This is a genomic window from Anaeromyxobacter sp. K (genome assembly GCF_000020805.1).
GTDB lineage: Bacteria > Myxococcota > Myxococcia > Myxococcales > Anaeromyxobacteraceae > Anaeromyxobacter > Anaeromyxobacter dehalogenans.
In genome coordinates, this window is sequence record NC_011145.1 from 180866 (window position 1) to 207058 (window position 26193).

Consider the following 26193-nt stretch of genomic DNA (forward strand, 5'->3'; position numbering starts at 1 on the left):
TACCTTGCCCGTCCCGCCCGGGCACCCCCGCCTCCGGAGGAGAACACATGCCGCTCCAGGACTTCCTCTTCACCTCCGAGTCGGTCACGGAGGGCCATCCGGACAAGATGGCGGACCAGATCTCCGACGCCGTGCTCGACGCGGTGCTCCGCCAGGACCCGAAGGGCCGGGTGGCCTGCGAGACGCTGCTCAAGACCGGCTACGTGATGATCGCGGGCGAGATCACCACCAAGGCGCGCATCGACTACCCGAAGCTCGCCCGCGAGACGGTGCGCCGCATCGGCTACACCAGCGGCGACATGGGCTTCGACGCCAACACCTGCGCGGTGCTGGTGGCGGTGGACCAGCAGTCGCCGGACATCGGGCAGGGCGTGGACACCGGCGGCGCCGGCGACCAGGGCATGATGTTCGGCTACGCCTGCGACGAGACGCCGGAGCTGATGCCGGCGCCCATCCAGTACGCGCACGCGGTGACGAAGCAGCTCGCGAAGGCGCGCCGTGCCGGCCTCGACCTCCTCCGCCCCGACGGCAAGAGCCAGGTGTCGGTCGAGTACCGCGACGGCCGGCCGGTCCGCATCGACACGGTGGTGGTCTCCACCCAGCACGCCGAGTCGGTCTCGAACAAGCGGCTGCACGAGGCGGTGCGCGAGCAGGTGATCGCGAAGGCGCTCCCGAAGCGGCTCCTCGACCGCAAGACGCGGATCCTCATCAACCCCACCGGCCGGTTCGTGATCGGCGGCCCCATGGGCGACACCGGCGTCACCGGCCGGAAGATCATCGTGGACACCTACGGCGGCATGGGCCGCCACGGCGGCGGCGCGTTCAGCGGCAAGGACCCGTCGAAGGTGGACCGCTCCGCCGCGTACATGGGGCGCTACATCGCGAAGAACGTGGTCGCGGCCGGCCTGGCCTCGCGCTGCGAGGTGCAGGTGGCGTACGCCATCGGCGTGGCCGAGCCGGTCTCGGTGATGGTGGACACGTTCGGCACCGCCAAGGTGCCGGAGGGGAAGATCGCCCGCGCCGTCCGCGAGGTGTTCGGCCTCACCCCGCGCGCCATCATCGAGGGGCTCGACCTGCTGCGCCCGGTCTACGAGAAGACCGCCGCCTACGGCCACTTCGGCCGGACCGAGAAGACGTTCACCTGGGAGCGCACCGACAAGAAGGAGGCGCTCGCCGACGCGGCCGGGCTGTCCAAGATCCGCGCGGTGATCTGACGCGCCCTGCACGACCCCGGCGCCTTCGCCGCTCGCGGCCCGTCCGGTCCCACCGGGCGGGCCGCCTCGTTTGCGGGGCACCGCGGCCCGGGAGTTGACCGGGCCGGCCGGGTGGACTAGCTATCCGTCCATCCGGATGCATTGATGCCTCGCCCCGCCCCCGCCCGCCTCCCCGCCCCGAGCCGCCGCCCCGAGGCCCTGCTCGGCTGGATGGAGCTGCTCTCGGACCCGATCCGGCTCCGCGCGCTGCGCGCGCTCGAGCCGCGCGAGCTGTCGGTGCTGGAGCTCCGCGAGGTGCTGGCGCTCCCGCAGTCCACCGTGTCGCGCCACCTGAAGACGCTCTCCGACGCGGGCTGGCTCTCCGCCCGGCGCGAGGGCACCCAGAGCCTGTACGGCTGGGCCGCCGAGCTGGACCCGGGCGCCCGCAAGCTCTGGCAGCTCGCCCGCGCCGAGAGCGACGGGTGGGCGGTGGTCCGCGCCGACGCGGCGCGGCTCCGGGCGGTGCGCGCCCGCCGCGACGAGGCGCAGCGCTTCTTCGCCGGCGCGGCCGGCGCCTGGGACGGGCTGCGCGCCCGGGTGTACGGGCGCGGGGTCGCCGCCGAGGCGCTGCTCGCGCTGGTGCCCCCGGCCTGGACGGTGGCCGACCTGGGCTGCGGCACCGGCGCGGTCGCCGCCGAGCTGGCGCCCCGCGTGCGGCGGGTGATCGCGGTGGACCGCTCCGCCGCCATGCTCCGCGCGGCACGCCGCCGCACCGCCCGCTTCGACAACGTCGAGCTGCACGAGGCCGACCTCGCGGCGCTGCCGCTCGAGGACGGCGGCTGCGACGCGGCGCTGCTGGTGCTCGTGCTCGCCTACCTGGACGATCCCGCCCCCGCGCTGGCCGAGGCGGTGCGGGTGCTGCGCCCGGGCGGGCGCCTCGTGGTCCTGGACGCCGCGCGCCACCAGGACGAGGCGCTCCGGCGCCGCATGGGCCAGGCGCACCCCGGCTTCGAGCCGGACGCGCTCGCCGCGCTCGTCCGCCGGGCCGGCGCGGCCGGCGTCACCGCGCGGGCGCTGCCGCCCGAGCCGGGCGCGCGCGGCCCGGGGCTGGTCGCCTGCACCGGCGAGCGACCCGCCCGGCCCTGACCGCGCCGCACCACCGACCTTCGACCCTCGTTCCACGCAAAGGAGAAGCACCATGGCCGTGTCCGCCGCGAAGAAGAAGCCCGCCCCGAGCGCCCCTGCGCCGCTCGAGCACAAGGTGAAGGACCTCTCCCTGGCGGGCTGGGGACGCAAGGAGATCGAGCTCGCCGAGAAGGAGATGCCGGGCCTGATGGCGCTCCGGCGCGAGCACGCGCGGCAGCGCCCGCTCGCCGGCCAGCGGATCACCGGCTCGCTGCACATGACCATCCAGACCGCGGTGCTGATCGAGACGCTGGTGGACCTCGGCGCCGACGTCCGCTGGGCGAGCTGCAACATCTTCTCGACGCAGGACCACGCCGCCGCCGCCATCGTGGTGGGCCGCGAGGGGACGCCCGAGGCGCCGCGCGGCGTGCCGGTGTTCGCCTGGAAGGGCGAGACGCTGGAGGAGTACTGGGACTGCACCGAGCGCGCGCTCGACTTCGGCGGCGGCAAGGGCCCCACGCAGATCGTCGACGACGGCGGCGACGCCACCCTGCTCATCCACAAGGGCGTCGAGTACGAGAAGGCCGGCAAGGTGCCGCCGCCCTCCAGCGCCGACTCCGAGGAGCTGGAGGTGGTGCTGCGCCTGCTCGCCCGCGAGCAGAAGAAGGACCCGCGCCGCTGGACCCGGGTGGCGAAGGCCTGCGCCGGCGTGACCGAGGAGACCACCACCGGCGTGCACCGGCTCTACGAGATGCAGAAGGCCGGGACGCTGCTGTTCCCCGCCATCAACGTGAACGACTCGGTCACGAAGTCCAAGTTCGACAACCTGTACGGCTGCCGCCACTCGCTGGTGGACGGGCTGAACCGCGCCACCGACGTGATGCTGGCCGGGAAGCTCTGCGTGGTCTGCGGCTACGGCGACGTGGGCAAGGGCTGCGCCCAGGCGCTGCGCGGCCAGGGCGCGCGGGTGGTGGTCACCGAGATCGACCCCATCAACGCGCTGCAGGCGTCGATGGAGGGGTACCAGGTGGTGCGGCTCGAGGACGTGGTGAAGGACGCCGACGTGTTCGTCACCGCCACCGGCAACCTGGACGTCGTCACCGTCGAGCACATGAAGGCGATGAAGGACTGCGCCATCGTCGGCAACATCGGCCACTTCGACAACGAGATCGACATGGCCGGGCTGCGCAAGCTCACCACCCGGGTGAACATCAAGCCGCAGTACGACGCGTTCGTGTTCCCGGACGGCCACCGGGTGCTGGTGCTGGCCGAGGGGCGGCTCCTCAACCTGGGCTGCGCCACCGGGCACCCCTCGTTCGTGATGTCGAACTCGTTCACCAACCAGACGCTGGCGCAGATCGAGCTGGCGGTGAACCGCGCCGCCTACGCGAAGCAGGTGTACGTGCTCCCGAAGCACCTCGACGAGAAGGTGGCCGCGCTGCACCTCGAGCAGATCGGCGCCCGCCTGACGAAGCTCACCAAGAAGCAGGCGGCCTACATCGGCGTGCCGCAGTCCGGCCCGTTCAAGCCCGATCACTACCGCTACTAGGCCGGGCGGACGATGAGCCTCGTCTCCGCGGCGCTGTTCGGGCTGCTCCAGGCGCTCACCGAGTTCCTCCCGGTGAGCTCCACCGCGCACCTGCTGGTGTTCGGGGAGCTGCTCGGCCACTCGCTCGACGACCGGCGCTTCCGCGCCTTCGTCACGATCATCCAGGCCGGCACCACGCTGGCGGTGCTGGTCTACTTCCGCGCCGACATCGCGCGGCTGGTGGCGGCCTCGGCGCGGGGGCTGGCCCGGGGCAGGCCGTTCGGGACGCCGGAGGCGCGGCTGGGCTGGTACATCGTGCTCGGCACGCTGCCGGCCGCGCTGGCCGGGAAGCTGCTCGAGCACCGCATCGAGGCGCTCGGCAACTGGGTCATCGCGGGCTCGCTGGTGGCGCTCGGCCTGGTGCTGCTCGCGGCCGAGCGCCTGGCCAGCCACCGGCGGCGGGTGGAGGACGTCGGCGCGGGCGACGCGCTCCTCATCGGCGTCGCCCAGGCGCTGGCGCTCGTGCCGGGCAGCTCGCGCTCCGGCACCACCATCACCGGCGGCATGCTGCTCGGCTTCACCCGCGAGGCGGCGGCCCGCTTCAGCTTCCTGCTCTCGGTCCCCATCACGCTCGCGGCCGGCGCGTACAAGCTCTGGTCCACCGTCCCGGACCTGCGGGGCGAGGCGGCCTGGACGGTCGCGACGGTGGTCGGTACCGTGGTGTCCGCCGTGGCCGGCTACCTCGTCATCGACTGGCTGCTCGCGTGGCTGCGGACGCGCACCACCTACGTGTTCGTGGTCTGGCGGCTCGCCGCCGGCGCCGCCATCGCGGCGCTCATCCTCTCCGGCGTCCTCCCCGCCGGCGCCGAGGCGCCCCCGCCGCCCCCGCCGGCCCTGCACGCGGCCCCGTGACGCTCGACGATCTCGCCGCGGCGCTGGTCGCCCGCGAGCCGGGGATCGCCCCGGTGGACCGGATCGCCCACGAGCACCTGCCCCGCGGCGGCTTCGCCTCCGCGGCGGTGCTGGTGCCGCTGCACGTGCTCGACGGCGAGGTGCACGTGCTCATGATCCGCCGGCCCATGAAGATGTCCCGCCACGCGGGGCAGATCGCGTTCCCCGGCGGCAAGATCGACCCGGGGGAGGAGAGCCTCGCCGCCGCGCTGCGCGAGGCGCACGAGGAGGTGGGGCTCGAGCCGGCGCGCGCCGACGTCATGGGACAGCTCAGCGAGACGCTGGTGCTCGCGTCGGCCTTCCGCTTGACGCCGTGGGTGGCTTCCGTGCCATATCCCTACCCGTACGCGGCCGCGCCGCACGAGGTGGACGAGATCCTGCACGTCCCGCTCTCGGCGCTCTCCCGCCCCGGCGCGCACCGGGTCGAGTGGCGCGAGGTCTACGGCCTGAGGCTCGACGTGCACTTCTTCTCGGTCGGCAAGGACGTGATCTGGGGCGCGACGGGTCGCGTGCTCGCCGAGCTCCTGTCCATCTGGAGGGCGTCGTGAAGATCTACCCGGTGATCATGGCGGGCGGCTCGGGCACGCGGTTCTGGCCGCTGTCGCGCCGCAACCGCCCGAAGCAGTTCCTGGCGCTCGCCGGCGACGCGCCGCTGCTCGCCGCCACGGTGAGCCGGCTCCCGCCGCTGTCGCGGCCCAGGGACACGTTCGTGGTGTGCGGGCCGAAGCACGCGGCCGCCGCCCGGCGGATGGTGGCGCAGCTCCCGAAGGAGAACTTCATCGTCGAGCCGTGCGCGCGGAACACCGCGCCCTGCGTGGGCCTCGCCGCCATCCACGTGGCCGCGAAGGACCCCCGCGGCGTCATCGCCATGCTGCCGGCCGACCACCACATCGGCCGGCCCCCGGCGTTCCGCGACGCGCTGGCCGCGGCCGCCCAGCTCGCCGAGGCGGGCTCCATCGCCACCATCGGTATCCGCCCCTCGCGCCCCGAGACCGGCTACGGCTACCTGAAGCTCGGGCCGCGCCTGGCCGCGCGCGCGAAGGGCAAGAAGCGGCTGGTGGCGCACAAGGTCGAGCGCTTCGTGGAGAAGCCGGACGTGGTCACCGCGGCGCGCTACCTCGCCGACGGCAGCTACCTCTGGAACTCGGGCATCTTCGTGTTCCGCGCCGACGTGATCCTGGACGAGATCCGCCGCGCCATGCCGGTGCTGGGCGAGCAGCTCGAGGCCATCCGCCGCACGCTCGGCACGCCGAACTACGCGCGCACGCTGAAGCGCGTCTTCCCCGACTGCCCGTCCATCTCCATCGACTACGGCGTGATGGAGAAGAGCCAGCGCATCGCGGTGGTGCCGGCCGAGTTCGGCTGGAGCGACGTGGGCAGCTTCGCCGCGCTCTCCGACGTCCGCGTCACCGACGACCTCGGCAACGTGGCAGAGGGCGACGCGCTCGTCATCGACGGCCGCAACAACGTGGTGCTGGCCGGGAAGGACCGGCCCATCGCGCTCATCGGCCTCGACGACGTCATCGTGGTGGACTCGGGCGACGCGCTGCTCGTGTGCCGCCGCGACCGGGCCCAGGACGTGCGCAAGGCGGTCGAGGAGCTGGGCCGCCGCGGCCGCGAGGAGCTCCTCTAGCGCGGCCCCCGCGCCCCGCGTCCCCGAGGGACGCGCGGCCCCCGGTCCGAGGTGCTATACAGCCGCCCGGCGGCCCGCCCCGGGGGGAACCGGGCGGCGCCGGCGCTCTCCGGGCACGGAGCCTGCCCGCGGCGCCTCACGTCACGACATTCACGACCGAGGACCGACCCCATGGCCAAGCTCTCCCCGACCATCTTCCGCGAGTACGACATCCGCGGGCTGGTGGACCAGGATCTCACCGAGGAGGCGGTCTCGCTCGTCGGCAAGGCGCTCGGCTCGCGCATCCGGGGCGCGGGCGGGAAGCGGGCCGCGGTGGGGTGGGACGCGCGCCTGTCCGGGCCGAAGTTCGCGAAGGCCATGATCGAGGCGCTCACCTCCACCGGCGTGGACGTGGTGAGCCTCGGGGTGGTGCCGACGCCCCTGACCTACTTCGCCGCCCACACGCTCGACGTGGACGGCATCTGCATGATCACCGGCTCGCACAACCCGCCGGAGTACAACGGCCTCAAGGTCGGGCTCGGCTCGGCCACCTACTACGGCGAGGAGATCCAGGCGCTGCGCCGCGAGGCGGAGGCCGGGCGCTTCGCCACGGGCCAGGGGACCGTCCGCGCGCACGACATCGTCACGCCCTACCGCGAGCACGTCCGGCAGAACCTCCGGCTCGGGAAGCGCCGCCTGAAGGTGGTGGTGGACGCCGGCAACGGGACGGGCGGCGTGGTGGCGGTGCCGCTGTTCGAGTCGCTCGGGTTCGAGGTGGTGCCGCTGTTCATCGAGATGGACGGCAACTTCCCGAACCACCACCCCGACCCGACCGTGGAGAAGAACCTCGAGCACCTGCGGCGCAAGGTGCTGGAGACCGGGGCGGACGTGGGCATCGCCTACGACGGCGACGCCGACCGGGTGGGCGCGGTGGACGAGAAGGGCAACGTGCTCTGGGGCGACCAGATCATGATCCTGTTCTCCCGGGCCCTGCTCGCCGAGGAGCCGGGCGCCGCCATCGTGGGCGAGGTGAAGTGCTCCTTCACGCTCTACGACGACATCGCCGCCCGCGGCGGGCGGGCCATCATGTGGAAGGCCGGGCACAGCCTCATCAAGGCGAAGATGAAGGAGGAGCACGCGCTCCTCGCCGGCGAGATGAGCGGCCACATCTTCTTCGGCCACCGCTGGTTCGGCTTCGACGACGGGATCTACTCCTCGGCGCGGCTGCTCGAGCTGCTCACGCACGAGGACCGGCCCATGTCCGCGCTGCTCGCCGACGTGCCGCGGACGTTCTCCACGCCCGAGCTCCGGGTGGACTGCCCCGAGGAGAAGAAGTTCGAGGTGGTGCGCCGCGCCCAGGAGTTCTTCGCGGCCCGCTACGACGCGGTGACGGTGGACGGGGTCCGGGTGGTCTTCCCGGACGGCTGGGGCCTGGTGCGCGCCTCCAACACGCAGCCGCTGCTGGTCCTGCGCTTCGAGGCGAAGACCGAGGCGCGGCTGGCCGAGATCCAGGCGCTGGTGCGCGGCAAGGTGGACGAGCTGCTGCGCGAGCTGGGGGCGTAGGCCGTGAAGGGGCTCGCGCTGGGCGTGGACCTGGGGGGCACCAACGCGCGCGCGGCGGTGGTGGACCGCGCCACCGGCGAGATCGTGGCCTCGCACAAGGAGCCGCTGCGCGAGCGCGGGCCCGAGGCGGTGGTCGCGACCGTCCTCCACGCGCTCGGGCAGGCGGCCGGCGCGGCCGGGATCGCGCCGGCGTCGGCCGGCCGGGTCGGGGTGGGCGTGGCCGGGCAGGTGCTCGGCGCCACCGGCGTGGTGATGAACGCGCCCAACCTGGGCTGGCGCGACGTGGCGTTCGGCACGCTGCTGGAGAAGGCGCTCGGCGTGCCGGTGCGGGTCGCGAACGACCTGTCGGTGGCGGCCTGGGGCGAGAAGCGCTTCGGCGCCGCCCGCGGCATCGAGGACGTGGTGCTGGTGTTCGTCGGCTCCGGCGTGGGCTCCGGCCTCATCCTCGGCGGCCGGCTGCACGACGGCGCCCAGGGGGTGGCCGGCGAGCTCGGGCACATCAAGGTGCGCCTGCCGCGCCCGGGGTTCACGCCGCGCCGCTGCGGCTGCGGCCAGCTCGGCTGCCTCGAGGCGTACACCTCGGGGGTGAACGTGGCCGCGCGCGTGCGCGAGGAGATCGCGGCCGGCGCCGCCACCCGCGTGCTCGAGCTGGTGGAGGGCGACCTCGCCCGCGTCACCGCCAGCGTGGTGGAGGAGGCGCACGCGCTGGGCGACGCCTACGCCGTGGCGCTGTGGGACGAGGTCGCGGAGCTGCTCGGGCTCTCCGTGGCGAACCTGGTCACGCTGCTCAACCCCGCCCGGCTCATCCTGGGGGGCGGCGTGCTGCTGGGCGCACCCCGCCTCGCCGACCTGACGCTCCGCCGCTTCGACGAGGCGGTATCGCGCTCGGCCACGCGCGGGCTCACCGTGGAGCGCGCCTGGCTCGGCGACGACGCCGGGGTCATCGGCGCCGCGGTGCTCGAGTAGATCGAAGGGGTGTCCGCGAAGGCCACGCCTACCCGGCGCCTCGAAGCGTCGGGAGGCGCGCCGCGCGCGCGCGGAGACGCGGCCGGCTCGCGCCGCGGTCCACGCGCCACGACCGCCGCGAAAGCGCTGCGCCCCAGCGATTTCCATCGACCTCGCCGCGCGCCTGGCGGCGCCGCTCCACGATCACGGTCAGTGCATTGACGCAGCGGCGACGCCGTCGGCGGCGCGGGATCCATCCGGGTGCGCGACGCCTCGCGGCGGAGATCGCGCGCGCGAAACGCGTGTCGCTTCCTTGACGTGCGAGATCGCGCGCTGCTAACCTCCGCACAACTTGTCCATTCCTGAGTGTCCATCGACATCGAATGGACGTTCCGAGGAGGGAACAGATGGCTGCGAAGAAGAAGACCGCGAAGAAGACCGCTGCGAAGAAGCCGGCCGCGAAGAAGAAGGTCGCGAAGAAGGGCAAGAAGTAACGCAGGGCTTCCACCCAGCGTAGCGCCGCGGCCGCCTCCGGGCGGCCGCTGCTTTTCCGGGCTACGAAGAGGCGCGATGTCGCTCACCGCACGCGAGCTCGCCGAGGTGGTCGCCGAGCTCGCCCCGCTCGCCGGGGCGCACGTGGACGCGGTGCGCATGCACGCGGAGCGGGCGCTCACGCTCTCGCTCCGCGGGCGCGCCGGCGACGCGCTGCTCCTCCTCTCCGCCGAGCCCGACGTCACCCGCCTCCACGCGGTCGGCCGCCGCCCCCCTCAGCCCGACACCCCCTACGCCGCGCAGGCGGTGCTCCGCCGCGAGCTGGAGGGCGCGCGCCTCGCCGGGCTGGAGACGCTCCCCGGCGACCGGGTGGTGGCGCTGTCCTTCGACCGGGCCCCGGCGCGGGGCGGGCCGGTGCGCCTGGTGGCGGAGCTCACCGGCCGCCACGGCAACCTGTTCCTGGTGGACGCGGCCGGGGTCATCCGCGCCGCCGCCGCCCGCAACCTCTCGCAGCGCCGCGACCTCGCGGTGGGCCGCCCCTACCAGGCGCCCTCGCTGCCGCCCGGCGCCGGCACCGACGCCGGCCAGGGCGCGCTCCGCTTCCCGCCGGTGCCGGGCGCGCCCTTCCCGCTCTCGGCCGCCATCGAGGCCGCCTACCTCGCGCGCGAGGAGGAGCGGCGCCTGGCCGAGGGGCGTCGGCGGCTGCGCGAGCCGGTGCGCGCGGCCCTGGCCCGGGCCGGCCGCGCCCTCGTGAAGCTGGCCGACGAGGCGGCGCGGGTGCCGGCCGCCGAGGCGGACCGGCGCGCCGCCGACCTGCTCAAGACCCACCTGCGCGCGGTCCGGCGCGGCGCCACCGAGGTGACGGTCACCGAGTGGACCGAGGAGGGCCCGCGCGAGGTGCGCGTGGCGGTGGATCCCGCGCTCACGCCGCAGGCCAACCTGGAGCGGTACTACCGGCGCTACCGCCGCATCGTGGAGAGCGCCGCGCGGGTGGAGGCCCGCGCCGCCGAGGTGCGCGCCCGCGAGGCCGCGCTGCGCGCGCTGCTCGCCCGGATCGACGCGGCCGGCGCCGCCGACCTGCCCCGGCTCGAGCGCGAGGCGCGCCGCCTCGCCGCCGGCCCGCGCCCGGCCGCGCCGCCGCGCCGCAAGCACGACGAGCCCGCGCCGCCGTACCGCACCTTCCGCTCGCTCTCCGGCGCGACGGTCCTGGTCGGGCGCGGCGCGGCGGAGAACGACGCGCTCACGCTGCGGGTGGCCCGCGGCAACGACCTGTGGCTGCACGCGCGCGGCCTGCCCGGCGCGCACGTGGTGGTCCGGCTGGACAAGGGGAAGGCGCCGGACGCGGAGACGCTGGTGGACGCCGCCCACCTCGCGGTGCACTTCTCCGACGCCCGCGGGGCGCCGCAGGCCGACGTCGCCTACACCCGCGCCCGCTTCGTGAAGAAGCCGAAGGGCTCGGCGCCGGGCGCGGTCACCTACAGCCAGGAGAAGGTCATGCTCCTGCGCACCGAGCCCGGGCGCGTCGAGCGCCTGCTCGCCGAGGAGGAGGGCGGGCAGGGCTAGCGGGGCACGCCGGTCCGTCCGCGCCCCGCGCGCCCGCCCTGTGCGCCGCAGAGGTAGCCCTTGATGGACGGGCGCCCCCTCCGTAGGATCGGCGCCGCGTGCGCCCCAAGGAGTCGAGCCGTCAGCTGACGCTGTTCTCCCCGGAGGCCCGCCGCTCCGCCGCGCACCTGCTCGCCGACGCGCTCTCCGGGATCCTCACCGAGCGGGTGCGCCTCACCGTCCACGACAACCGGTCCACCATGGTCTCGTTCCGCCGCCGGCCGGGCGAGATCCACTACCGCGTCCACCACATGTTCCTGGAGGCGCCGGGCGAGGTGGTGTCCGCGCTGGCCGCGTTCGCGGTGGCGGGCCGCGGCGCCGCGGCCGCCCGCCGGCGGCAGGCGGGCAGCCGCATCGACGCCTACGTGAAGGAGCACCGGGCCCGGATCGCCGCCCCGCGCGCCGACCGGCTCCAGCCGCGCGGCCGGGTGCACGACCTCCAGGCGCTGTTCGACCGGCTCAACGCCGAGCACTTCGGCGGGGCCATCGAGGCGCGCATCGGCTGGGGCCCGGTCCGGCTGGGGCGGCGGCGGCGCACCGTGAAGACCGGCGTCTACGTGCAGGACGCGCGGCTCATCCGGATCCACCCGACCCTCGACCGGCCCGAGGTGCCCGAGTTCTACGTGGCCGCGGTGGTGTTCCACGAGATGCTCCACCAGGCCGTCCCCGCGGTGGAGGTGAACGGCCGCCGGGTGGTGCACGGTGCCGCGTTCCGCCGCCGCGAGCGCGCCTACCCCGACCACGAGCGCGCCAAGGCGTGGGAGGACCGGAACCTGGCGCTGCTCCTCTCCTCGCCCGCGTAGCCGCGCCCCGCGCTGCGGCGCGGTGACCCACCGTGCGAGCCCCATCCGCGCGCCGCGCGCCGCCCGTTTCCGGCCGGCGCCCGCGCACCGGGTGTGCCATGATCCCGTGCGCCCGTGCCCCGACGCCTCGCCCTGCCGCTCGTCGCGCTGCTCGCGCTCTCCGCCGCCGGGTGCATGGCCGCGCGGGCGAAGCCCGGCGAGGAGCCGGTCCTGTACGGGCTGGAGATCCAGGGCACCCACGCGCTCGACGCGGACGACATCGCCGAGAAGCTCGCCACCCAGCCCTCCGACCGCTGGGCCTGGCAGGAGGCGCGGCGGCTCGACGCCGACGCGCTCGCGGTGGACCGCAAGCGCGTCGAGGCCTACTACCGCGAGCGCGGCTTCTACGACGCGAAGGTGGTGGACGTGCAGGTGCGGCCCGACGGGCCGGGCCGGGCGAAGGTCGTCATGCGGGTGGAGGAGGGCGAGCCCATCCTCGTCCGGAGCGTCGAGGTCTCGGGCCTCGACGCCGCCCCCGAGGCGAAGGCCCGCGTCGGCGCGCTGCCGATCCGCCCCGGCGAGCGGTTCACCGAGCGCGACTACGACGGGGCCCGCGGCGCGCTGCTCCACGCGCTCCGCAACACCGGCTGGGCGGACGGCGCGGTGACGCAGCGCGCCCAGATCCTGCCCGCCGAGCACGCGGCCGAGGTCCGCTACGAGGTGACGCCGGGCACCCGCTACCGGTTTGGCCCGGTGTTCGTGGCGGGCACCGCCGCGGTGCCGCGCGACCGGGTGCGCGAGCAGGCCGGCATCGAGATCCACCCCGGCGACTGGTTCGAGGAGGACCGGCTGGCGAAGGCGCAGGCGCGGGTCTTCGACCTGGGCGTGTTCGGCGCGGTGCGCGTCACCCGCGGCGCCCCCGACCCGCAGCGCGCGGTGGTGCCGATCGTGGTGGCGGTGCGCGAGGTGCCGTTCCGGACGCTCCGCGCCGGCCCGGGCGTGGGCGTGCAGGCGAACACCCGCTGGGACGTGAACGGCACGGTGGGCTGGAGCCACCGCAACTTCATGGGGGACCTGCGCAAGCTGCAGCTGGAGCTGCGCGCCGGGTACGCCTGGCTGGTGGCGCGGCCGCGGAAGGAGGGGCCCATCGCGCTCGCCACCGCCGAGTTCTCGCAGCCCGGCGCCATCAGCCGCCGCATCGACGCCACCGCGCGGCTCGAGATCGAGCGCGGCCTGGAGCAGGCGTACGACTTCTGGTCGGAGCGGCTGCGGGTGGGGTTTCCGTTCCGCCTCGCCCGCCGCCTGACGCTGGTGCCCAGCTGGAACCTGGAGGTCTACCAGCTCCAGAACGCGGTGAGCACGTTCGATCCCACGCAGCCGGCGAAGCAGGGGCCGGAGCTGCAGAACTGCCAGGGGAGCGTGTGCCTGCTGTCCTACCTGGAGCAGCGGGTGGGCTGGGACGGGCGCAACGACCCGCTCAACCCGCGCCGCGGCGTGTGGGTGATGGTGGCGGTGCAGGAGGGCTTCAACGTCGGCGGCTACGGGTACCGCTACCTGCGCTTCCTGCCCGAGGCGCGCGGCTTCGTGCCGCTGGGCCAGAAGCTGGTGCTGGCCGCCCGCGCCCGGGTGGGCGCGCTCGTCCCGGTGAACCAGGCCGGCGAGCCGCCCATCGTGGCCCGCTTCACCGCCGGCGGCCCGCAGTCGATGCGCGGCTACTACACCGGCCGCCTCGCCCCCATGGTGCTGCGCGACGGCGACTGGGTGCCGGTGGGCGGCAACGGCCTCGCCGACGGCTCGCTGGAGCTGCGCCTCGACCTGACGCGGAGCTGGGGCGCGGCGCTGTTCGTGGACGGCGGCAACGTCTCGCGCCCCTCCGGCGTCCCCACCGCCTACCGCGACGTGCTCGACCCGACCCAGGTCCAGTGGGCGGGCGGCCTGGGCCTGCGCTACCGGACGCCGTTCGGCCCGGTGCGCTTCGACGTGGGCGTGCAGCTCCCCACCAACCTCGCCGCCGGCGTGCCCTTCCACCAGCGCTTCCCGACGGTGCCGAGCGTCGAGAACGCCGGCGCGCCCATCTACGACAAGGCCGGCAACCTGGTGGGCACCGTGCCGGCCACGCACCGCGAGCCCTGGATCGCGTTCCACCTCTCCATCGGCGAGGCGTTCTAGTGCGCCGGGGGGCCTCGATCGCCGCCGCCATCGGGGCCGTCGCCGGCGCGGTGGGCTGGCTCCTGCTCGGGCTCGCCGCGTTCGCCGGCGTGGCGCTGTCCGCGGCGATCCTGTACGCGTCGTGGGGGGTGGGGCGCCCGGTGGTGGCGAACGCGCTGGTGCGGATCGCCGACGACGCGCTGGCAGGGAGCTTCCAGCTCGATCGGATCACGGTCCTGCCGCAGGGCGGCATCGAGCTGCACGGCCTGCGGGTGTTCGACCCGGAGGGCCGGCTGGTGCTGGAGGTCGGGCGCGCCGCGGTGTTCGCCGACCTGACCCGGCTCCGCAACCGGGTGATCGGCGTCACCGCCGAGCTGGACCGGCCCTCGGTGCTCGTCGAGGAGGGCGAGGGCGGGCTGTCCATCGCGCGGGCCTTCGCCCCCAGCCACCCCTCGCCGCCGCGCCCGCCCGGCGCCCCCGCGCCGCGGGACGACGGGTCCGGCTGGACGCTGCGCGTGGAGCGGCTCACGCTGCGCGGCGGCGACCTGTGGTGGGTGGACGGCGAGGGGGCCACGCGGCTCGAGGCGCAGGCGCTCGACCTCGACGCCCGCGGCGTGATCGGGCCGCGGCGGGCACGGGTGCAGCTCCGGCTGCGGGGCGCGGCCGACGTGCCGGTGCCGGGCGCGCTCGCGCTCGACGTGCGCCTGGCGCGCGACGGCGACGTCCTGCGGGTCTCGGTGCTCCGCGCCCGCCACGGGGACACCGTGCTGGAGGCGATCGGGGAGGGAGACCTCGCCCGGCGCAGCGGGCGGCTGGCGATCACGCGGCTCGGGGTGGACTCGGAGAAGCTCCGCGCGCTCGCGCCGGAGGTGGCGCTGGGCGGCGACCTCGCCGCGGCGGGCTACGCCGAGTCGGACGGGGACGTCGCCACCGCGGCGCTGCACGTGGCGCCGCGGGCCGGGGAGTCGCGGGGCGGCGGCGACGCGGCGGTGGCGGTGCGGCTCGACGGATCCCGCTCGCTCGGCGCCGAGGTGGCGCTCGACGCGCTCGACCCCTCCCGGATCTGGTCGGGCCTGCCGCGCGGCGCGGTCACGCTGCGGGCGCGCGGCGGGCTGTCCGGCACGACCCTCGACGACCTGCGCGGCCGCGCCCAGGTGTCGCTCTCGCGCTCGACCGTGCGCGGCGGGGAGCTCGGCCCGGGCGAGCTGACGGCCCGCGCCGACCGCGGCAGCTGGGAGGTGGAGCGGCTCACGCTGCAGGCGCCGGGGGTGGCGCTGCTCGGGTCGGGCCGCTGGCGCGAGGGGGCGGGGGTCTCCGGCCGCGTCTCCGCCGACGCCGGCGACCTGGCGCGCCTCGCCGCGAACCTGGAGCGCCTGCTGGGCCAGGCGCTGCCGCCGCTCGCCGGACGGGCGCGGGTCGAGGCGACGCTCTCCGGCACCTCGCGCGCCCCGGTGCTGGACGGCACCGTGGAGGGGCCGCACCTCGCGGTGGGGAGCTTCGCGCTCGACGGGGCGAAGGGGAGCGGGCACGTGGCCGGGCCGTTCCGGGCCGTCACCGGCCGGCTGCACCTCACCGCCGACCGGGTGCGCAGCGGCGGGGCCGAGCTGGCGCGCGCGCTGCTGCTCGACGCGGAGCTGGCGGCGGCGGACGCGCGGCTGGACGCCTCGGCGGACGTCCCGGCGCTGGGGCGGGAGCCGGTGGCGGTGCAGGCGCGCGCGCTCCGCACCGAGCGCGGCGACGAGGTGATCCTCCGCGAGCTCGCCATCGCGTACCCGGGCACCCGCTACGCGCTCACCGCGCCGGCGCGGCTGTCCCTCACCGGCCCGCGGGTGGACCGGCTCGAGCTCGCCTCCGGCGCCCAGCGCATCCGGCTGGAGGGCGGGATCGGGGCGCGCGGCGCGCTCGACGCCCGGGCCGAGGTCGAGGCGCTGCGCCTCGAGGGGCTGCCGGTGGGGGTGCTCCCGAGCGGCGCCGGGCTGGCGGGCGAGCTGAGCGCGCAGGCGTCGGTCTCCGGCACCACGCGCCGGCCGGTGGCGCAGGCGCACCTCACGCTCGCCGGGGGACGGTTCCGCGGGCTCGACGGGCTGCGCGCCGTCGCCGACGCGGCCTGGGACGGCGGCGCCCGGCGCGCCCGGCTGGACCTGTCGGCGGCGCGCGGGGCGGGCGGCACCGCCGACGTGCGCCTCGACCTGCCGTTGCCGCTGCAGGGCCGCCCGGGCGAGCCGGTGTCGGCCCGCGTCCGCGGGGAGGCGCTGCCGCTCGGCCCCATCCTGCAGGCGGCCGGCGCGGCGCTGCCGGCGAGCGGCGAGGTGGCGCTCGAGGTCGCGCTGGAGGGGGCGATCGGCGCGCCCTCGCTCCGGGCCGAGGCCTCGCTCACCGGCGGCGCCTGGGACGACCTGTCGGCCATCGGCCTCGGGCTCACGGCGGAGGCGCCGGGCGAGCGGCTCACGGCCAGGCTCGAGGCGACGCTGGAGGGGCGTCCGGCGGTCTCGGTGCGCGGCGAGGCGCCGCTCGACCTGTCCGACCTCCTCACCCGGCCCGCCGCCGCGATCCGCGCGCTCCGCGCCGGGCACGCCGCGGTGGACGCGCGGGTGCCGGGGCTGGACCTCGCGGCGCTGGCGGGGCGGCTGGGCCTGCCGGACGACCTCGCCGGCCGGCTGAGCGGCGACGCGCGGCTGGAGGGGACGCTCTCGGCCCCGCGCGGGCGGGCTGCGTTCCAGGTGGAGGGCGGGGCCGCGAGCGGGGTGAGCGGGCTGGGGGTGGCGCTCGAGGCGGAGGCCGGCGCGCACCGGGTGGGCGCCACCGTCCGCCTCGCCATGGGCGGCGAGGAGGTGCTGCGCGGCGAGGGGTCGCTCGCGGCGGCGCCGGAGCGGCTGCTGGCGCGCGGGGGGCTGCGGAGCGCGCCGCTCTCGGTGGTGCTGGTGGTGCCGCACGCGTCGCTCGCCCGCACCTCCACGAGCACGCTCCTCGTCGAGGGGACGGTGGACGCGCGGCTCACCGCGGACGGGACGCTCGCCGCCCCCCGGCTCGCGCTCGAGGCGGAGGGGCGCGGGCTGCAGATCGAGGGCCGGCCGCTCGGCGACGTGACCTCCCAGGCGCGCTGGGCGGACGGGCGCGGCAGCGCCCGGGTGACGCTCGCGGCGAGGGCCGGCGGCACGCTGGAGGCGACCGCGGCGGTGGACGCGCCGCTCGGCCTCGACACCCGCGCCGCCGACCTGCGCCGCGCGCCGGCGGAGCTCGCGCTGCGGGCCCGCGACCTCGACCTCGGCTTCCTGCCGGCGGTGCTGTCCGGGTGGGTGCGGACCGCCTCCGGGAAGCTCCAGGCGGACGTGACCGCGCGCGGCCCGCTCGCGCGCCCGTCGCCGCGCGGGACGGTGCGGCTCGCCGACGGGCGGCTGGCGGTCTCGGAGTACGGCGACTGGACGCAGATCGAGGTGGACGCGTCCGTCACCGACGACGCGGTCGAGATCCGCCGGGTGGCGGCGCGCCGGGCGCACGGGTCGTTCGAGGCGCACGGCGCGCTGCGCGGGATGGGCGGGCCGGACGCGCGCCTGGAGGGCCGGATCGTCAGCCGCGAGCTGCCCATCATGCGCGCCGGCATGGAGCTCGCGACGCTCGACCTGCAGGTGGACGCGACCGGCGGCTACCAGCCCGGGGCGCTGCAGGTGAAGCTCACCGTGCCGCGCGGGACCATCCGGCTGCCGAAGCGCGCCCCCCGTGCGCTCCAGCCGCTCGAGCGCCGCCGCGACATCGTGGTCGGGCGCCAGCCGGAGCCGAAGCGCGCGCCGCTGCCGGTGCCGCGCGGGCCGGGGGAGCGGCCGTTCACGCTCACCGCCCAGCTGGTCGCGCCGGGGCGGCTCATGGTGGTGAGCGACAACCCGCGCATCCGCGTCGAGCTGAAGGCGAACGTCACGTACGAGCTCTCCGGCGCGAACGACTTCGCCACCGGCACCATCGAGGTGGTCCGCGGCGAGGTGGAGCCCATCGGCGGCCGCAACTTCCAGATCGAGCGGGGCAAGGTGACGTTCACCGGCGGCCCGCCCAGGGCGGCGCTGCTCGACGTCGAGGCGACGTACGACAACCCGGTCGCCAAGGTGACGGTGGCGGTGGCCGGGCCGGTCTCCGATCCGGAGATCCGCCTCTCCTCGCAGCCGCCCATGGACGACGGGCAGATCGCGCTGCTCATCGCCACCGGCCGCACCGAGCTGAAGCCCGGCTCCGGCGGGGTGGGGACGCTCACCGGCGAGGAGGCGGGCCGGGCCGCCCTGGGCGCGGTCGCGACCCAGGCGTTCAAAAACCTCGTCGCCGACAAGCTCCCGCTCGACACGGTGGCGGTCGACGCGGGCGCGCTGCGCGCCGGCAAGTACGTCACCGACAAGATCTACGTCGGCTACACCCGCCGCTTCGACGTGCAGCTCGAGCAGGGCCAGAACGTGAACGAGGTGCGGGTGGAGTACCAGATCACCCGCCGCTGGACGTTCGAGTCGCGCTACGGCGACGCGCAGTCCGGCGGCGCCAGCCTCATCTGGTCGAGGGACTACTGACCGCCCCCGCACGCGCCTCCGCCGGCGCGGGCCGCGCGCAGCGCCACAGCTCGCGCGCGATCCAGGCGGCGAGCGCGAGCCAGAGCAGCGAGCGCACCACGCCGTCCGGGTGGAACACGTGGTCCCGGAACCAGGGCTCCCAGCGCCGCGCCCGGACCTCGAACGCGATGTGGAAGTCGGCCACCGAGGCCGCGCAGAGCACGAGGAACAGGCCGGCGGGGGCAGCGGCGAGCGCGCCGGCCAGGAACCCGTACAGCGCGTACTGCGGGCTCCAGACCTTGTTCGTGGCGATCCAGGCGGTGAGCGCGAGCGCCACCCCGAGCCGCACCGCCCGCCCGGCGTCGCCCCCCGACCGCGCGGCGCGCCAGGCGGCGGCGCAGGCGAGCGCCACCGCGAGGAGCATCGGCCCGGTGGAGAGGACCTCGAGCAGCGGCCCGCGCCCCACCCCCAGCGCGTCCCAGATCGAGTTCTCGGCGCCGCGCCCGGCGTTGAAGCGGAAGAACCAGCTCCAGCCCGCCGGCGCGGCGAGCGCGAAGGGCAGGTTCACCGCGAGGAGCGCGGCGGCGAGGCCGGCGCCGAAGCGGAGCAGCGGCGCGCGCGCCCCGTCGCCGGCGAGCGCGAGGAGCGCCGGCGGGGCGAGCACGCCCGGGAACAGCTTCGCCGAGGTGCCGAGGGCGGTGAGCGCCCCGCCCGCGCCGGGCCGGTCGCGCGCGAGCGCGAGCAGCGCCCCGCAGAGGAGCGCGATCGGCAGGAGATCCCAGTTCAGCCCGGCGTAGAACACGAGCGCCGGCGTCGCCCCGAGCCAGAACGGGCGCGCCCCGGGCAGCCGCTCCAGCGCGAGCAGCGCCGCGAACAGGCACAGCGCCAGCAAGGCGTAGCTCACGGTGAAGTGCCCGAGCGCGCCGCCCGGCGCGAAGCTGGGGAGCCAGAGCGCGATCCCGAGCAGCACCGGGTACTCGATGCGATCCTCGAGGTACGGCAGCGGCCGGCCGCCGCCCAGGTAGCGGTCGCCGTGCAGGGCGATGACGTCGGAGTAGCAGTGGTGCTGGAACGACCAGAAGCGGTAGCCCGCGCCGGCGTGCGAGGCCCCGCGCGCGACGTTCAGGTAGCCGATCGCCAGCCAGGCAGCGGCGAGGCCGAAGGTGAGGAGCCGGGCCCGGGAGGTCACGCGGGCGCGACGTTAGCACGCGGCGGGCGGGCGCCGGCGGGGAAGGCGGCCGGCCGGGCGCGGGCGCGGCCCAGGGCCGAACATGAGACGAGGAGGTCGCGATGCTCTGGCTGCTGGCGTCGGTGCTGCTGCTCGTCTGGATCGTCTCGCTCGCGTTCAAGGTGACGGTGGGCGCCATCCACCTGCTCCTCGTCGCGGCGCTGGTGCTCTACGTGCTGGGCTTCGTCCGGGGCCGTCACCGGACGGTCACCTGACGGGCGGCCGCGGGACGGGGTGCCGCACGGGCGGCGCGCCGCCCGCGCGCCTCGGGTAACATCGCGCGCCGGTGACCCCGCTCCAGCGCCTCGCCGACGCGCTCGCCGCGCTCGTCTCGACCACCGGACCGTACGCGCCGGGGATCCTGTTCTTCGCCACGCTGGTCGAGTACGTGTTCCCGCCGTTCCCCGGCGACCTGCTGGTGGTCCTCGGCGCCTGGTACGCGGTGGAGGGCGCCATCTCCTGGCCGGTCACGTTCGTCTCGGTCACCGCCGGCGGCCTGGCGGGCGCGTGGCTCGACCATCGGGTCGGTGCGGCGCTCGGGCGGCGGCTGGACGCGCGCGCCGCCCGCCACGGCGCGCTCTCGCTCCAGGCCCGCCGGCTGGCGCGGTTCGAGGCGAGCTACCGGCGCTGGGGCGGGTGGCTGCTCGTGGCGAACCGGTTCCTGCCGGGCGTCCGGGCCTTCATCTTCATCGGCGCGGGCGCGTCGCGGATCCCGCTCCGCCGCGTGCTCCTCCTCGGCGGCCTGTCCGCCGCGCTCTGGAACGCGGTGCTGCTCGCGGCCGGCGCGTTCCTGGCGCACAACCAGGAGGAGCTCATCCAGCTCGTGCAGCGGTACACGAACGCGGCCTGGGCCGCGCTCGCCGCCTGCGCGCTGCTCTGGGTCCTCGGGCTCGCCTGGCGCCGGGCCGCCCGGCGCCGCGCCGCGGCGGACCGGGAGGAGGAGGCGTGATCGCGCTCGCGGCGGCGGCGCTGCTCGCGGCGCTGCCGGAGGGGCAGGCGCGCTACCGCGTCGAGCTCTCCGGCGAGCCGGTGGGCGCGGCGGAGCTGCGAGTCGCCTGCGCCGGGGCGCGGTGCGTCCTGAGCTTCGGCACGTGGCTGCGCGCGCCGGAGGAGGCCGGCGGCGCGGTGCGGGTGCGCCGGATCGAGGCGGAGGTGGATCGCGAGGGGCGGCTCGTGGGTGCGGTGCGCCGGACCGAGGACGGCGCGCCGCGGGCGGCGAGCGCGCCGCGGGGGCGGGTGCCGGCGTCGGCGGCGGAGCTGGCGCTCCTCGCGCCGTCGGCGGGCGCGGCCCGGGGGACGGCGGCGTGCCTCGCCGCCTTCGACGAGGAGGGCGGGCGCGCCGGCCTCGCCTGCGCCGGGCCGGCGCTGGCGGACGGGGCGGTCGTGCTCGACGTGCTGGGCGAGCGGGAGGAGGTGCGCCCGGGCCCGGACGGCTTCCCCGACGAGGTGCGGCTCCCGGAGCAGGGCGCGCGCTTCGTCCGCGATCCCGCGGCCGCGCCGCCGGCCCGGGCGCCGCGGCTGCCGGTCCGCGTGGCCGGCCCGGCCGATCCGGGCCGCGCCCGCGCGTTCTGCGGGCGCGCGGTGGACGCGCCGGCGCCGGCCCCGCCGCCCGCCACGGCCCCGCCCGCGCGGCCGGGGCCGGGCGACTGCCGGGCGCAGGCGGCCGCCTGGATCGCGGCGGCGCGGCGCGCCGGGCTCGAGGCGCGCCAGGCGGTGGGCGTGGCGCACGACGGGGCCGGCTTCACCTGGCACGCCTGGGCGGAGGTGCGCGGGCCGTCCGGCTGGATCGCGATCGACCCGGCCTTCGGCGAGGCGCCCGCGCGGGGGCCGCGCTTCACGGTGGCGCGGTTCACGATGGGTGACGAGGCCGCGCGCGCCGCCGCGGGTCGCGAGATCCTCGCCTGCTGGGGACGGGGGCGGGTGAGGTAGGCGCCGCGCCCACTCGCCGTGGAACGCCGCCGTTCCGGACCGGGCGGACGCAGCGTAGGATTCGCCGGTGCGCAGCCGCACCGCCCATCGCCCCGCCCGCAAGGCCCCGCCCACCATCGACCGCACCGCGACGCTCGCGCTCGCCGACCGGGCCCGCGCGCGCGGCCGCCGCCGCAAGGCGGTGGCGCTGTACCAGCGCGTGCTCGCGCAGCACCCGGACGACCTCGCGGTCCACGGCAAGGTGGCGCCGCTGCTCGCCGCGCGCGGCGATCGCGACGGGGCGCTGCGCAGCTTCCGCGCCGCCATCGACGGGCACCGCCGCGCCGGCTTCGTGGACCGCGCGCTGGCGGTGCTGGCGCAGGCCACCGAGGCGTTCCCGCGCGACGACGCCCTGTGGGACGAGATGGCGAACCTGGAGCTGTCGCGCGGGCGGCGCGCCGACGCGGTGGCGGCGCTGGTGCGCGGCGGCCGCACGCTGCTCGCGGCGCGCGCGCTCGGCCCGGCGGAGCGGCTGCTGCACACGGCGGGGCGGCTCGAGCCCTGGCACGGCGAGGCCACGCTGCTCCTCGCGCGCGCGTGGGCGCGCTCCGGCCGCCGCCGCGACGCGGTCCGGCTGCTGGAGGGGCTGGCGGAGCGGACCGGCGGGCGCACCCGCGCCGCGGCCCGCGCGCTCGCGCTGCGGCTCTCGCCGACGCCCTCGCGGCTCTGGCGCTGGCTGCGCCGCGGCGCCGCCGCCTGAGGGGCGGCGGACCCGTCCGCTGGTGCGCGGGGCCCGCGACCTCGCGCCGCCGCGTTCGCGGGCTCGCGCGAGGTGCCCGCGGGCGGGGGGCGACGGCGGCGGTCAGCCGGCGCGCCGCGCCAGGAAGCGCGCCAGCGCGCTCGCCTTCGGCACCAGCGAGCCGAGGTCCACCTCCTCGCCGGGCGTGTGGAACGCCTTGCCGCGGGGGCCGAGCGCATCGATGGTCGGGATGCCGAGCGCGCCGGTGGTGCAGGCGTCGGAGCCGCCTCCGGCGAGCGGGGCCTCGCCCTGGCCCAGGCCGCACTCGCGCTGGCAGTCGCCGTACTCCTTCGCGAGCGCCGACGAGGCCGGGGTGCGCTCCAGCGGATCGCGCCAGGCGCCCGCGGTCACCTCGAGCTCCGTCCCGGGGATGGCGGCCTCCCGCGCGGCCGCCTCCACCGCCTCGCGCAGCGCCTGCCCGTCCGCCACCGTCTCGAAGCGCAGGTCCACCTCGCACGAGGCCGAGGCCGGCACGGTGTTCTTGGTGGTGCCGCCGGCGATGGTCCCCACGTTCACGGTGAGCCCGCGCGCGTAGTCGGTGAGCGACTGGGCGCGGTCCACGAACCGCGCCAGCGACCAGATCGCGCTCCGGCCCTTCTCGTGCTCGTTGCCGGAGTGCGCCGCCACCCCGCGCGCCTCGACCCGCACCGACGCCACGCCCTTGCGGCGGGTGACCACCAGGTCGCCCGGGCGCCCGGACTCGAAGCCGAGCGCGCAGGCGGCGCCCGCCGCGTGGGCGCGGATCACCGCCTGCGACTCGGGGGAGCCCACCTCCTCCTCGGAGACGAGCACGCCCCGCACCGCGACCCGCTCCAGCAGCCCGGCGCGCTTCGCCGCGGCCAGCCCGAACAGCATCGCCACGATGCCGCCCTTCATGTCGAAGGCGCCCGGCCCCCGCGCCCGGTCGCCGTCCCGGCGGAAGCCCTCGAACGTGCCCGGCGGGAACACCGTGTCGGTGTGGCCGAGCAGGAACACCGGCGCGCCCGCGGCGCGGCCGGTGAACAGGACGTGCGGGCCGTAGTGGTGCGAGGGGCGCAGCTCCACGTCCAGGGCGAGCGTGCGGAGCTGCCCCGCCACCACGTTCGCGACCGCCTCGACGCCGGCGCGGTTCTGCGTGAAGGAGTTCTGCGCCACCAGGCGCTCCAGCAGCGCCTCCATGGCGCCGCGCTGTCCCTGCAGCCAGGTGAGCGCGTCCTCGATGCGAGCGGCCATCCGTGTCGTCCCCGGCCCGGCGACGCCCGCCAGCGGCGGGCGCGCGGGGCAAAGCCCGCGCGGGCGGCGCGTCGGCGCTGGCCGGGCGAGGGCGCTCCCGGTATAAGGGCGGCGCATGGCGACCGGCAAGCGCTTCAAGGCCGCGGTCATCGGCGGCTCGGGCTACGGCGGGGCGGAGATGATCCGCCGGCTCCTCGTCCACCCCGACGTGGAGCTGGTCCGCGTCGCGTCCATCGACTTCGTGGGCGAGCCGCTCTCGGCCGCCGATCCGGCGCTGGAGGCGGTCACCGACCTCACGTTCGAGGGCATCCCCCCGGCGCAGGCCGCCGCGGGCATGGACGTGGTCCTGCTCGGCCTGCCGCACACGGTGGCGGCCTCGAAGGTGCCGGAGCTCGCCGCGCTGCCCGGCGTGAAGGTCGTGGACATGAGCGGCGACTTCCGGCTGAAGGACGCCGCCGCGTACGAGCGCTGGTACAAGCACGTCCACCCCTGCCCGGAGCGGCTGGCCGACTTCGTCTACGGCCTGCCCGAGCTGAACCGGGAGCGCATCCGGTCCGCGCGCTTCGTCGCCTCGCCCGGCTGCTTCGCCACCACCATCGAGCTCGCGCTCCTGCCGCTCGCGCGCGCCGGGCTGCTCGAGGGCGTGGTCCACGTTCAGGGCATCACCGGATCCTCCGGCTCGGGGGTGGCGCCCTCGGCCGGCACGCACCACCCGGTCCGCGCCGGAAATCTCAAGACCTACAAGCCGCTCGAGCACCAGCACGTCCCGGAGATCACCGAGACGCTCGCCGCCGCGGGCGCGCGCGACCTCGCGCTGCGCTTCGTGCCGGTGTCGGCGCCGCTCTCCCGCGGCATCCTCGCCACCGCGTTCCTGGAGCTGCCGGAGGAGTGGACGCAGGACCGGCTCGACCGGCTCTACCGCGAGGCGTACGCGGGCGAGCCGTTCGTGCGCGTCCCGCGCAGGCGGCTGCCGGAGGTCGCGGCGGTGTCCGGCTCGAACTACGCCGAGGTGGGCGTGGCGGTGGGGCCGGCGCTCCGGGGGCGGCGCACCGTCACCCTGTTCGGCGCGACCGACAACCTGGTGAAGGGCGGGGCGGGCCAGGCCATCCAGAACATGAACCTCGTGCTCGGGCTCGACGAGAAGGCCTCGCTCGCCGATCCCGGCCCCTGGCCTCCATGAAGACCATCGTCCTCAAGCTCGGCGGCGAGATCGTCCACTCCCCGGAGCTCGACCTGGTCGCGCGCGACCTGCGCACGCTCGTCGACGGCTGGAACCGGGTCGCCATCGTCCACGGCGGCGGCCCGCAGGCGACCGCGCTCCAGAAGCGGCTCGGCCTCGAGACGCGCATGGTCGCCGGCCGGCGCTTCACCGACGAGGCCACCCTCGAGGTGATGAAGTACGTGGTGGCCGGGCGGCTCAACGTCGATCTGTGCGGCCGCCTGCTCGCGAACGGCGTCATGCCGGTGGGGCTGCACGGCGCGAGCGGCCACGCCATCCAGGCCACCCGCCGGCCGCCGCGGGTGATGCAGGGCGCCGGGCCGGAGCCGGTGGACCTCGGCCTGGTGGGCGACGTGGTCGGGTTCAACCTGCCGCTCCTCGGCGACCTGTTCGAGCGGCGCTACGTGCCGGTGCTGGCGTGCCTGGGCTGCGACGACGCCGGCCAGGCGCTCAACATCAACGGCGACACGGTGGCGAGCCAGCTCGCCGGCGCGCTCCGCGCCGACGCGCTCGTGCTCGTCACCTCCACCCCGGGCGTGCTCCGCGACGTGAAGGATCCCTCGAGCCGCATCCCGCGCATCACCCGCGCCGAGTTCGAGCGGCTGGTGGCGGACGGCACCATCTCCGGCGGCATGATCCCGAAGCTGGAGGAGTCGTTCGAGGTGCTGCGCGGCGGCGCGAGGTCGGTGGTGATCCTCGGGAAGCTCGCGCCCGGCGACCTCGAGGCCGCGGTGCTCGAGCCCGGGTCGGCGGGCACGGTGCTCGTGGGCGAGTAGCGCGGGGCTGCGCCCCACCTTCCCCGCCGCGTCCCGCGCGCCTAGCGCGCCGGCACCCGCTCCAGCACCACCGTGACCGGCTGGAGGCGGCCGCCCACGTACACGCCCTCCTCGGAGAGCGTCACCTTCAGCACCTCCGCGTTCGGCGCGCGATCCGGGCCGAGGCCGTCCACCGGGCCGAAGTCGGCGCGGAACCGGACCACCTCGCCGGGCGAGAGCGTGGCCACGAAGCCGCGCGAGGCGCCGCCCGCGGCGCAGCGCGGGGTCGCCTCCAGCAGGCAGGCGCGCACCAGCGGCAGCTCCTCGCCGCTCGCCGAGCGCAGGCGCACCCGCCCCAGGTCCACCCGCACCGGCGCGTCGCCGAGCGCCGCCACGCTGCGCTCCAGCGACAGGTCCGCCTCGCCGAGCGAGGCCGACACGAGCCGGTACTCGGCGCCGCCGCCGATGGGCTCGGCGTGGAGCGGCGGGGCGCCGTCGCCGAACGTGCCCTCCTCCCGGTAGCGCCACAGCCCCTCCCGCGAGGCGCAGGCGGACGCGAGCGACAGGGCCAGGGCGGCGAGGGCGAGCCGGCGCATGCCCGGAGCAGA

Annotated in this window: 21 protein-coding genes; 18 read left to right on the forward strand and 3 right to left on the reverse strand. The window is 76.6% G+C overall.

From position 1 onward, the window contains the following. The first annotated feature begins 47 nt into the window (after positions 1 to 47). From metK to ANAEK_RS00860, 12 genes are all read left to right on the forward strand, one after another. The gene (gene metK, locus ANAEK_RS00805) at positions 48 to 1214 is read left to right on the forward strand and encodes a methionine adenosyltransferase (protein WP_012524240.1); all 1167 of its coding nucleotides are present in this window, start codon (positions 48 to 50) and stop codon (positions 1212 to 1214) included. Between the two features lie 144 nt (positions 1215 to 1358). Further along, positions 1359 to 2339 carry a metalloregulator ArsR/SmtB family transcription factor gene (locus ANAEK_RS00810; protein WP_012524241.1) on the forward strand — a complete coding sequence of 327 codons (981 nt, stop codon included), beginning with the start codon at positions 1359 to 1361 and terminating at the stop codon, positions 2337 to 2339. Positions 2340 to 2391: 52 nt separating this feature from the next. Beyond that, positions 2392 to 3867, forward strand: coding sequence for an adenosylhomocysteinase (gene ahcY, locus ANAEK_RS00815; protein ID WP_012524242.1), 1476 nt, complete (start codon positions 2392 to 2394; stop codon positions 3865 to 3867). A 12-nt stretch (positions 3868 to 3879) separates the two neighbouring features. After that, positions 3880 to 4758, forward strand: coding sequence for an undecaprenyl-diphosphatase (locus ANAEK_RS00820; RefSeq protein WP_012524243.1), 879 nt, complete (start codon positions 3880 to 3882; stop codon positions 4756 to 4758). Next, positions 4755 to 5345, forward strand: coding sequence for a CoA pyrophosphatase (locus ANAEK_RS00825; RefSeq protein ID WP_012524244.1), 591 nt, complete (start codon positions 4755 to 4757; stop codon positions 5343 to 5345). The genes ANAEK_RS00820 and ANAEK_RS00825 overlap by 4 nt, the downstream gene beginning before the upstream one ends. Then, on the forward strand, positions 5342 to 6430 hold the full coding sequence (locus tag ANAEK_RS00830) for a mannose-1-phosphate guanylyltransferase (protein ID WP_012524245.1): 1089 nt from the start codon (positions 5342 to 5344) through the stop codon (positions 6428 to 6430). The genes ANAEK_RS00825 and ANAEK_RS00830 overlap by 4 nt, the downstream gene beginning before the upstream one ends. A gap of 171 nt (positions 6431 to 6601) precedes the next feature. Then, complete coding sequence (locus tag ANAEK_RS00835; RefSeq protein WP_012524246.1) at positions 6602 to 7972, forward strand: phosphomannomutase/phosphoglucomutase; 1371 nt, start codon at positions 6602 to 6604, stop codon at positions 7970 to 7972. Positions 7973 to 7975: 3 nt separating this feature from the next. Beyond that, the gene (locus ANAEK_RS00840; protein WP_012524247.1) at positions 7976 to 8938 is read left to right on the forward strand and encodes an ROK family protein; all 963 of its coding nucleotides are present in this window, start codon (positions 7976 to 7978) and stop codon (positions 8936 to 8938) included. Positions 8939 to 9487: 549 nt separating this feature from the next. Further along, complete coding sequence (locus ANAEK_RS00845) at positions 9488 to 10972, forward strand: NFACT RNA binding domain-containing protein (protein WP_012524249.1); 1485 nt, start codon at positions 9488 to 9490, stop codon at positions 10970 to 10972. A 98-nt stretch (positions 10973 to 11070) separates the two neighbouring features. After that, positions 11071 to 11814: a hypothetical protein gene (locus ANAEK_RS00850; protein ID WP_012524250.1), complete on the forward strand. Its 744-nt coding sequence runs from the start codon at positions 11071 to 11073 to the stop codon at positions 11812 to 11814. Between the two features lie 114 nt (positions 11815 to 11928). Further along, positions 11929 to 13962 (forward strand): outer membrane protein assembly factor, encoded by a 2034-nt coding sequence (locus ANAEK_RS00855; protein ID WP_012524251.1) that lies wholly within the window; start codon positions 11929 to 11931, stop codon positions 13960 to 13962. Further along, complete coding sequence (locus tag ANAEK_RS00860; RefSeq protein ID WP_012524252.1) at positions 13962 to 18485, forward strand: translocation/assembly module TamB; 4524 nt, start codon at positions 13962 to 13964, stop codon at positions 18483 to 18485. Before ANAEK_RS00855 ends, ANAEK_RS00860 begins: the two co-directional genes overlap by 1 nt. Here the strand turns inward: ANAEK_RS00860 and ANAEK_RS00865 are convergent. Further along, positions 18463 to 19653: a membrane protein gene (locus ANAEK_RS00865; RefSeq protein WP_012524253.1), complete on the reverse strand. Its 1191-nt coding sequence runs from the start codon at positions 19651 to 19653 to the stop codon at positions 18463 to 18465. The two genes, ANAEK_RS00860 and ANAEK_RS00865, sit on opposite strands and share 23 nt — an antisense overlap. 101 nt (positions 19654 to 19754) lie before the next feature. Here ANAEK_RS00865 and ANAEK_RS22950 point away from each other — a divergent pair, with 101 nt between their 5' ends. The 4 genes from ANAEK_RS22950 to ANAEK_RS23575 all read left to right on the forward strand — a co-directional run bounded on the left by ANAEK_RS22950 (position 19755) and on the right by ANAEK_RS23575 (position 22360). Next, a complete protein-coding gene (locus ANAEK_RS22950; protein ID WP_012524254.1) occupies positions 19755 to 19907 on the forward strand; it encodes a lmo0937 family membrane protein in 153 nt (50 codons plus the stop codon). 71 nt (positions 19908 to 19978) lie between these two features. Next, positions 19979 to 20641 carry a DedA family protein gene (locus ANAEK_RS00870; protein ID WP_012524255.1) on the forward strand — a complete coding sequence of 221 codons (663 nt, stop codon included), beginning with the start codon at positions 19979 to 19981 and terminating at the stop codon, positions 20639 to 20641. Continuing rightward, a complete protein-coding gene (locus tag ANAEK_RS00875) occupies positions 20638 to 21621 on the forward strand; it encodes a transglutaminase domain-containing protein (protein ID WP_012524256.1) in 984 nt (327 codons plus the stop codon). Before ANAEK_RS00870 ends, ANAEK_RS00875 begins: the two co-directional genes overlap by 4 nt. A gap of 67 nt (positions 21622 to 21688) precedes the next feature. After that, complete coding sequence (locus ANAEK_RS23575) at positions 21689 to 22360, forward strand: lipopolysaccharide assembly protein LapB (RefSeq protein WP_012524257.1); 672 nt, start codon at positions 21689 to 21691, stop codon at positions 22358 to 22360. A 102-nt stretch (positions 22361 to 22462) separates the two neighbouring features. Here ANAEK_RS23575 and ANAEK_RS00885 read toward each other — a convergent pair whose 3' ends face one another. Next, positions 22463 to 23611 carry a M20 family metallopeptidase gene (locus ANAEK_RS00885; RefSeq protein WP_012524258.1) on the reverse strand — a complete coding sequence of 383 codons (1149 nt, stop codon included), beginning with the start codon at positions 23609 to 23611 and terminating at the stop codon, positions 22463 to 22465. 115 nt (positions 23612 to 23726) lie between these two features. Here ANAEK_RS00885 and argC point away from each other — a divergent pair, with 115 nt between their 5' ends. Together argC and argB are read left to right on the forward strand one after the other, a co-directional pair. After that, the gene (argC, locus tag ANAEK_RS00890) at positions 23727 to 24791 is read left to right on the forward strand and encodes an N-acetyl-gamma-glutamyl-phosphate reductase (RefSeq protein WP_012524259.1); all 1065 of its coding nucleotides are present in this window, start codon (positions 23727 to 23729) and stop codon (positions 24789 to 24791) included. Next, positions 24788 to 25606, forward strand: coding sequence for an acetylglutamate kinase (argB, locus tag ANAEK_RS00895; RefSeq protein ID WP_012524260.1), 819 nt, complete (start codon positions 24788 to 24790; stop codon positions 25604 to 25606). The genes argC and argB overlap by 4 nt, the downstream gene beginning before the upstream one ends. Positions 25607 to 25647: 41 nt before the next feature. On the opposite strand, the gene ANAEK_RS00900 is transcribed toward argB, so the two are convergent. Next, entirely contained in the window at positions 25648 to 26181 is a 534-nt protein-coding gene (locus ANAEK_RS00900; RefSeq protein ID WP_012524261.1) for a hypothetical protein, read from the reverse strand. Between the last annotated feature and the right edge of the window lie 12 nt (positions 26182 to 26193).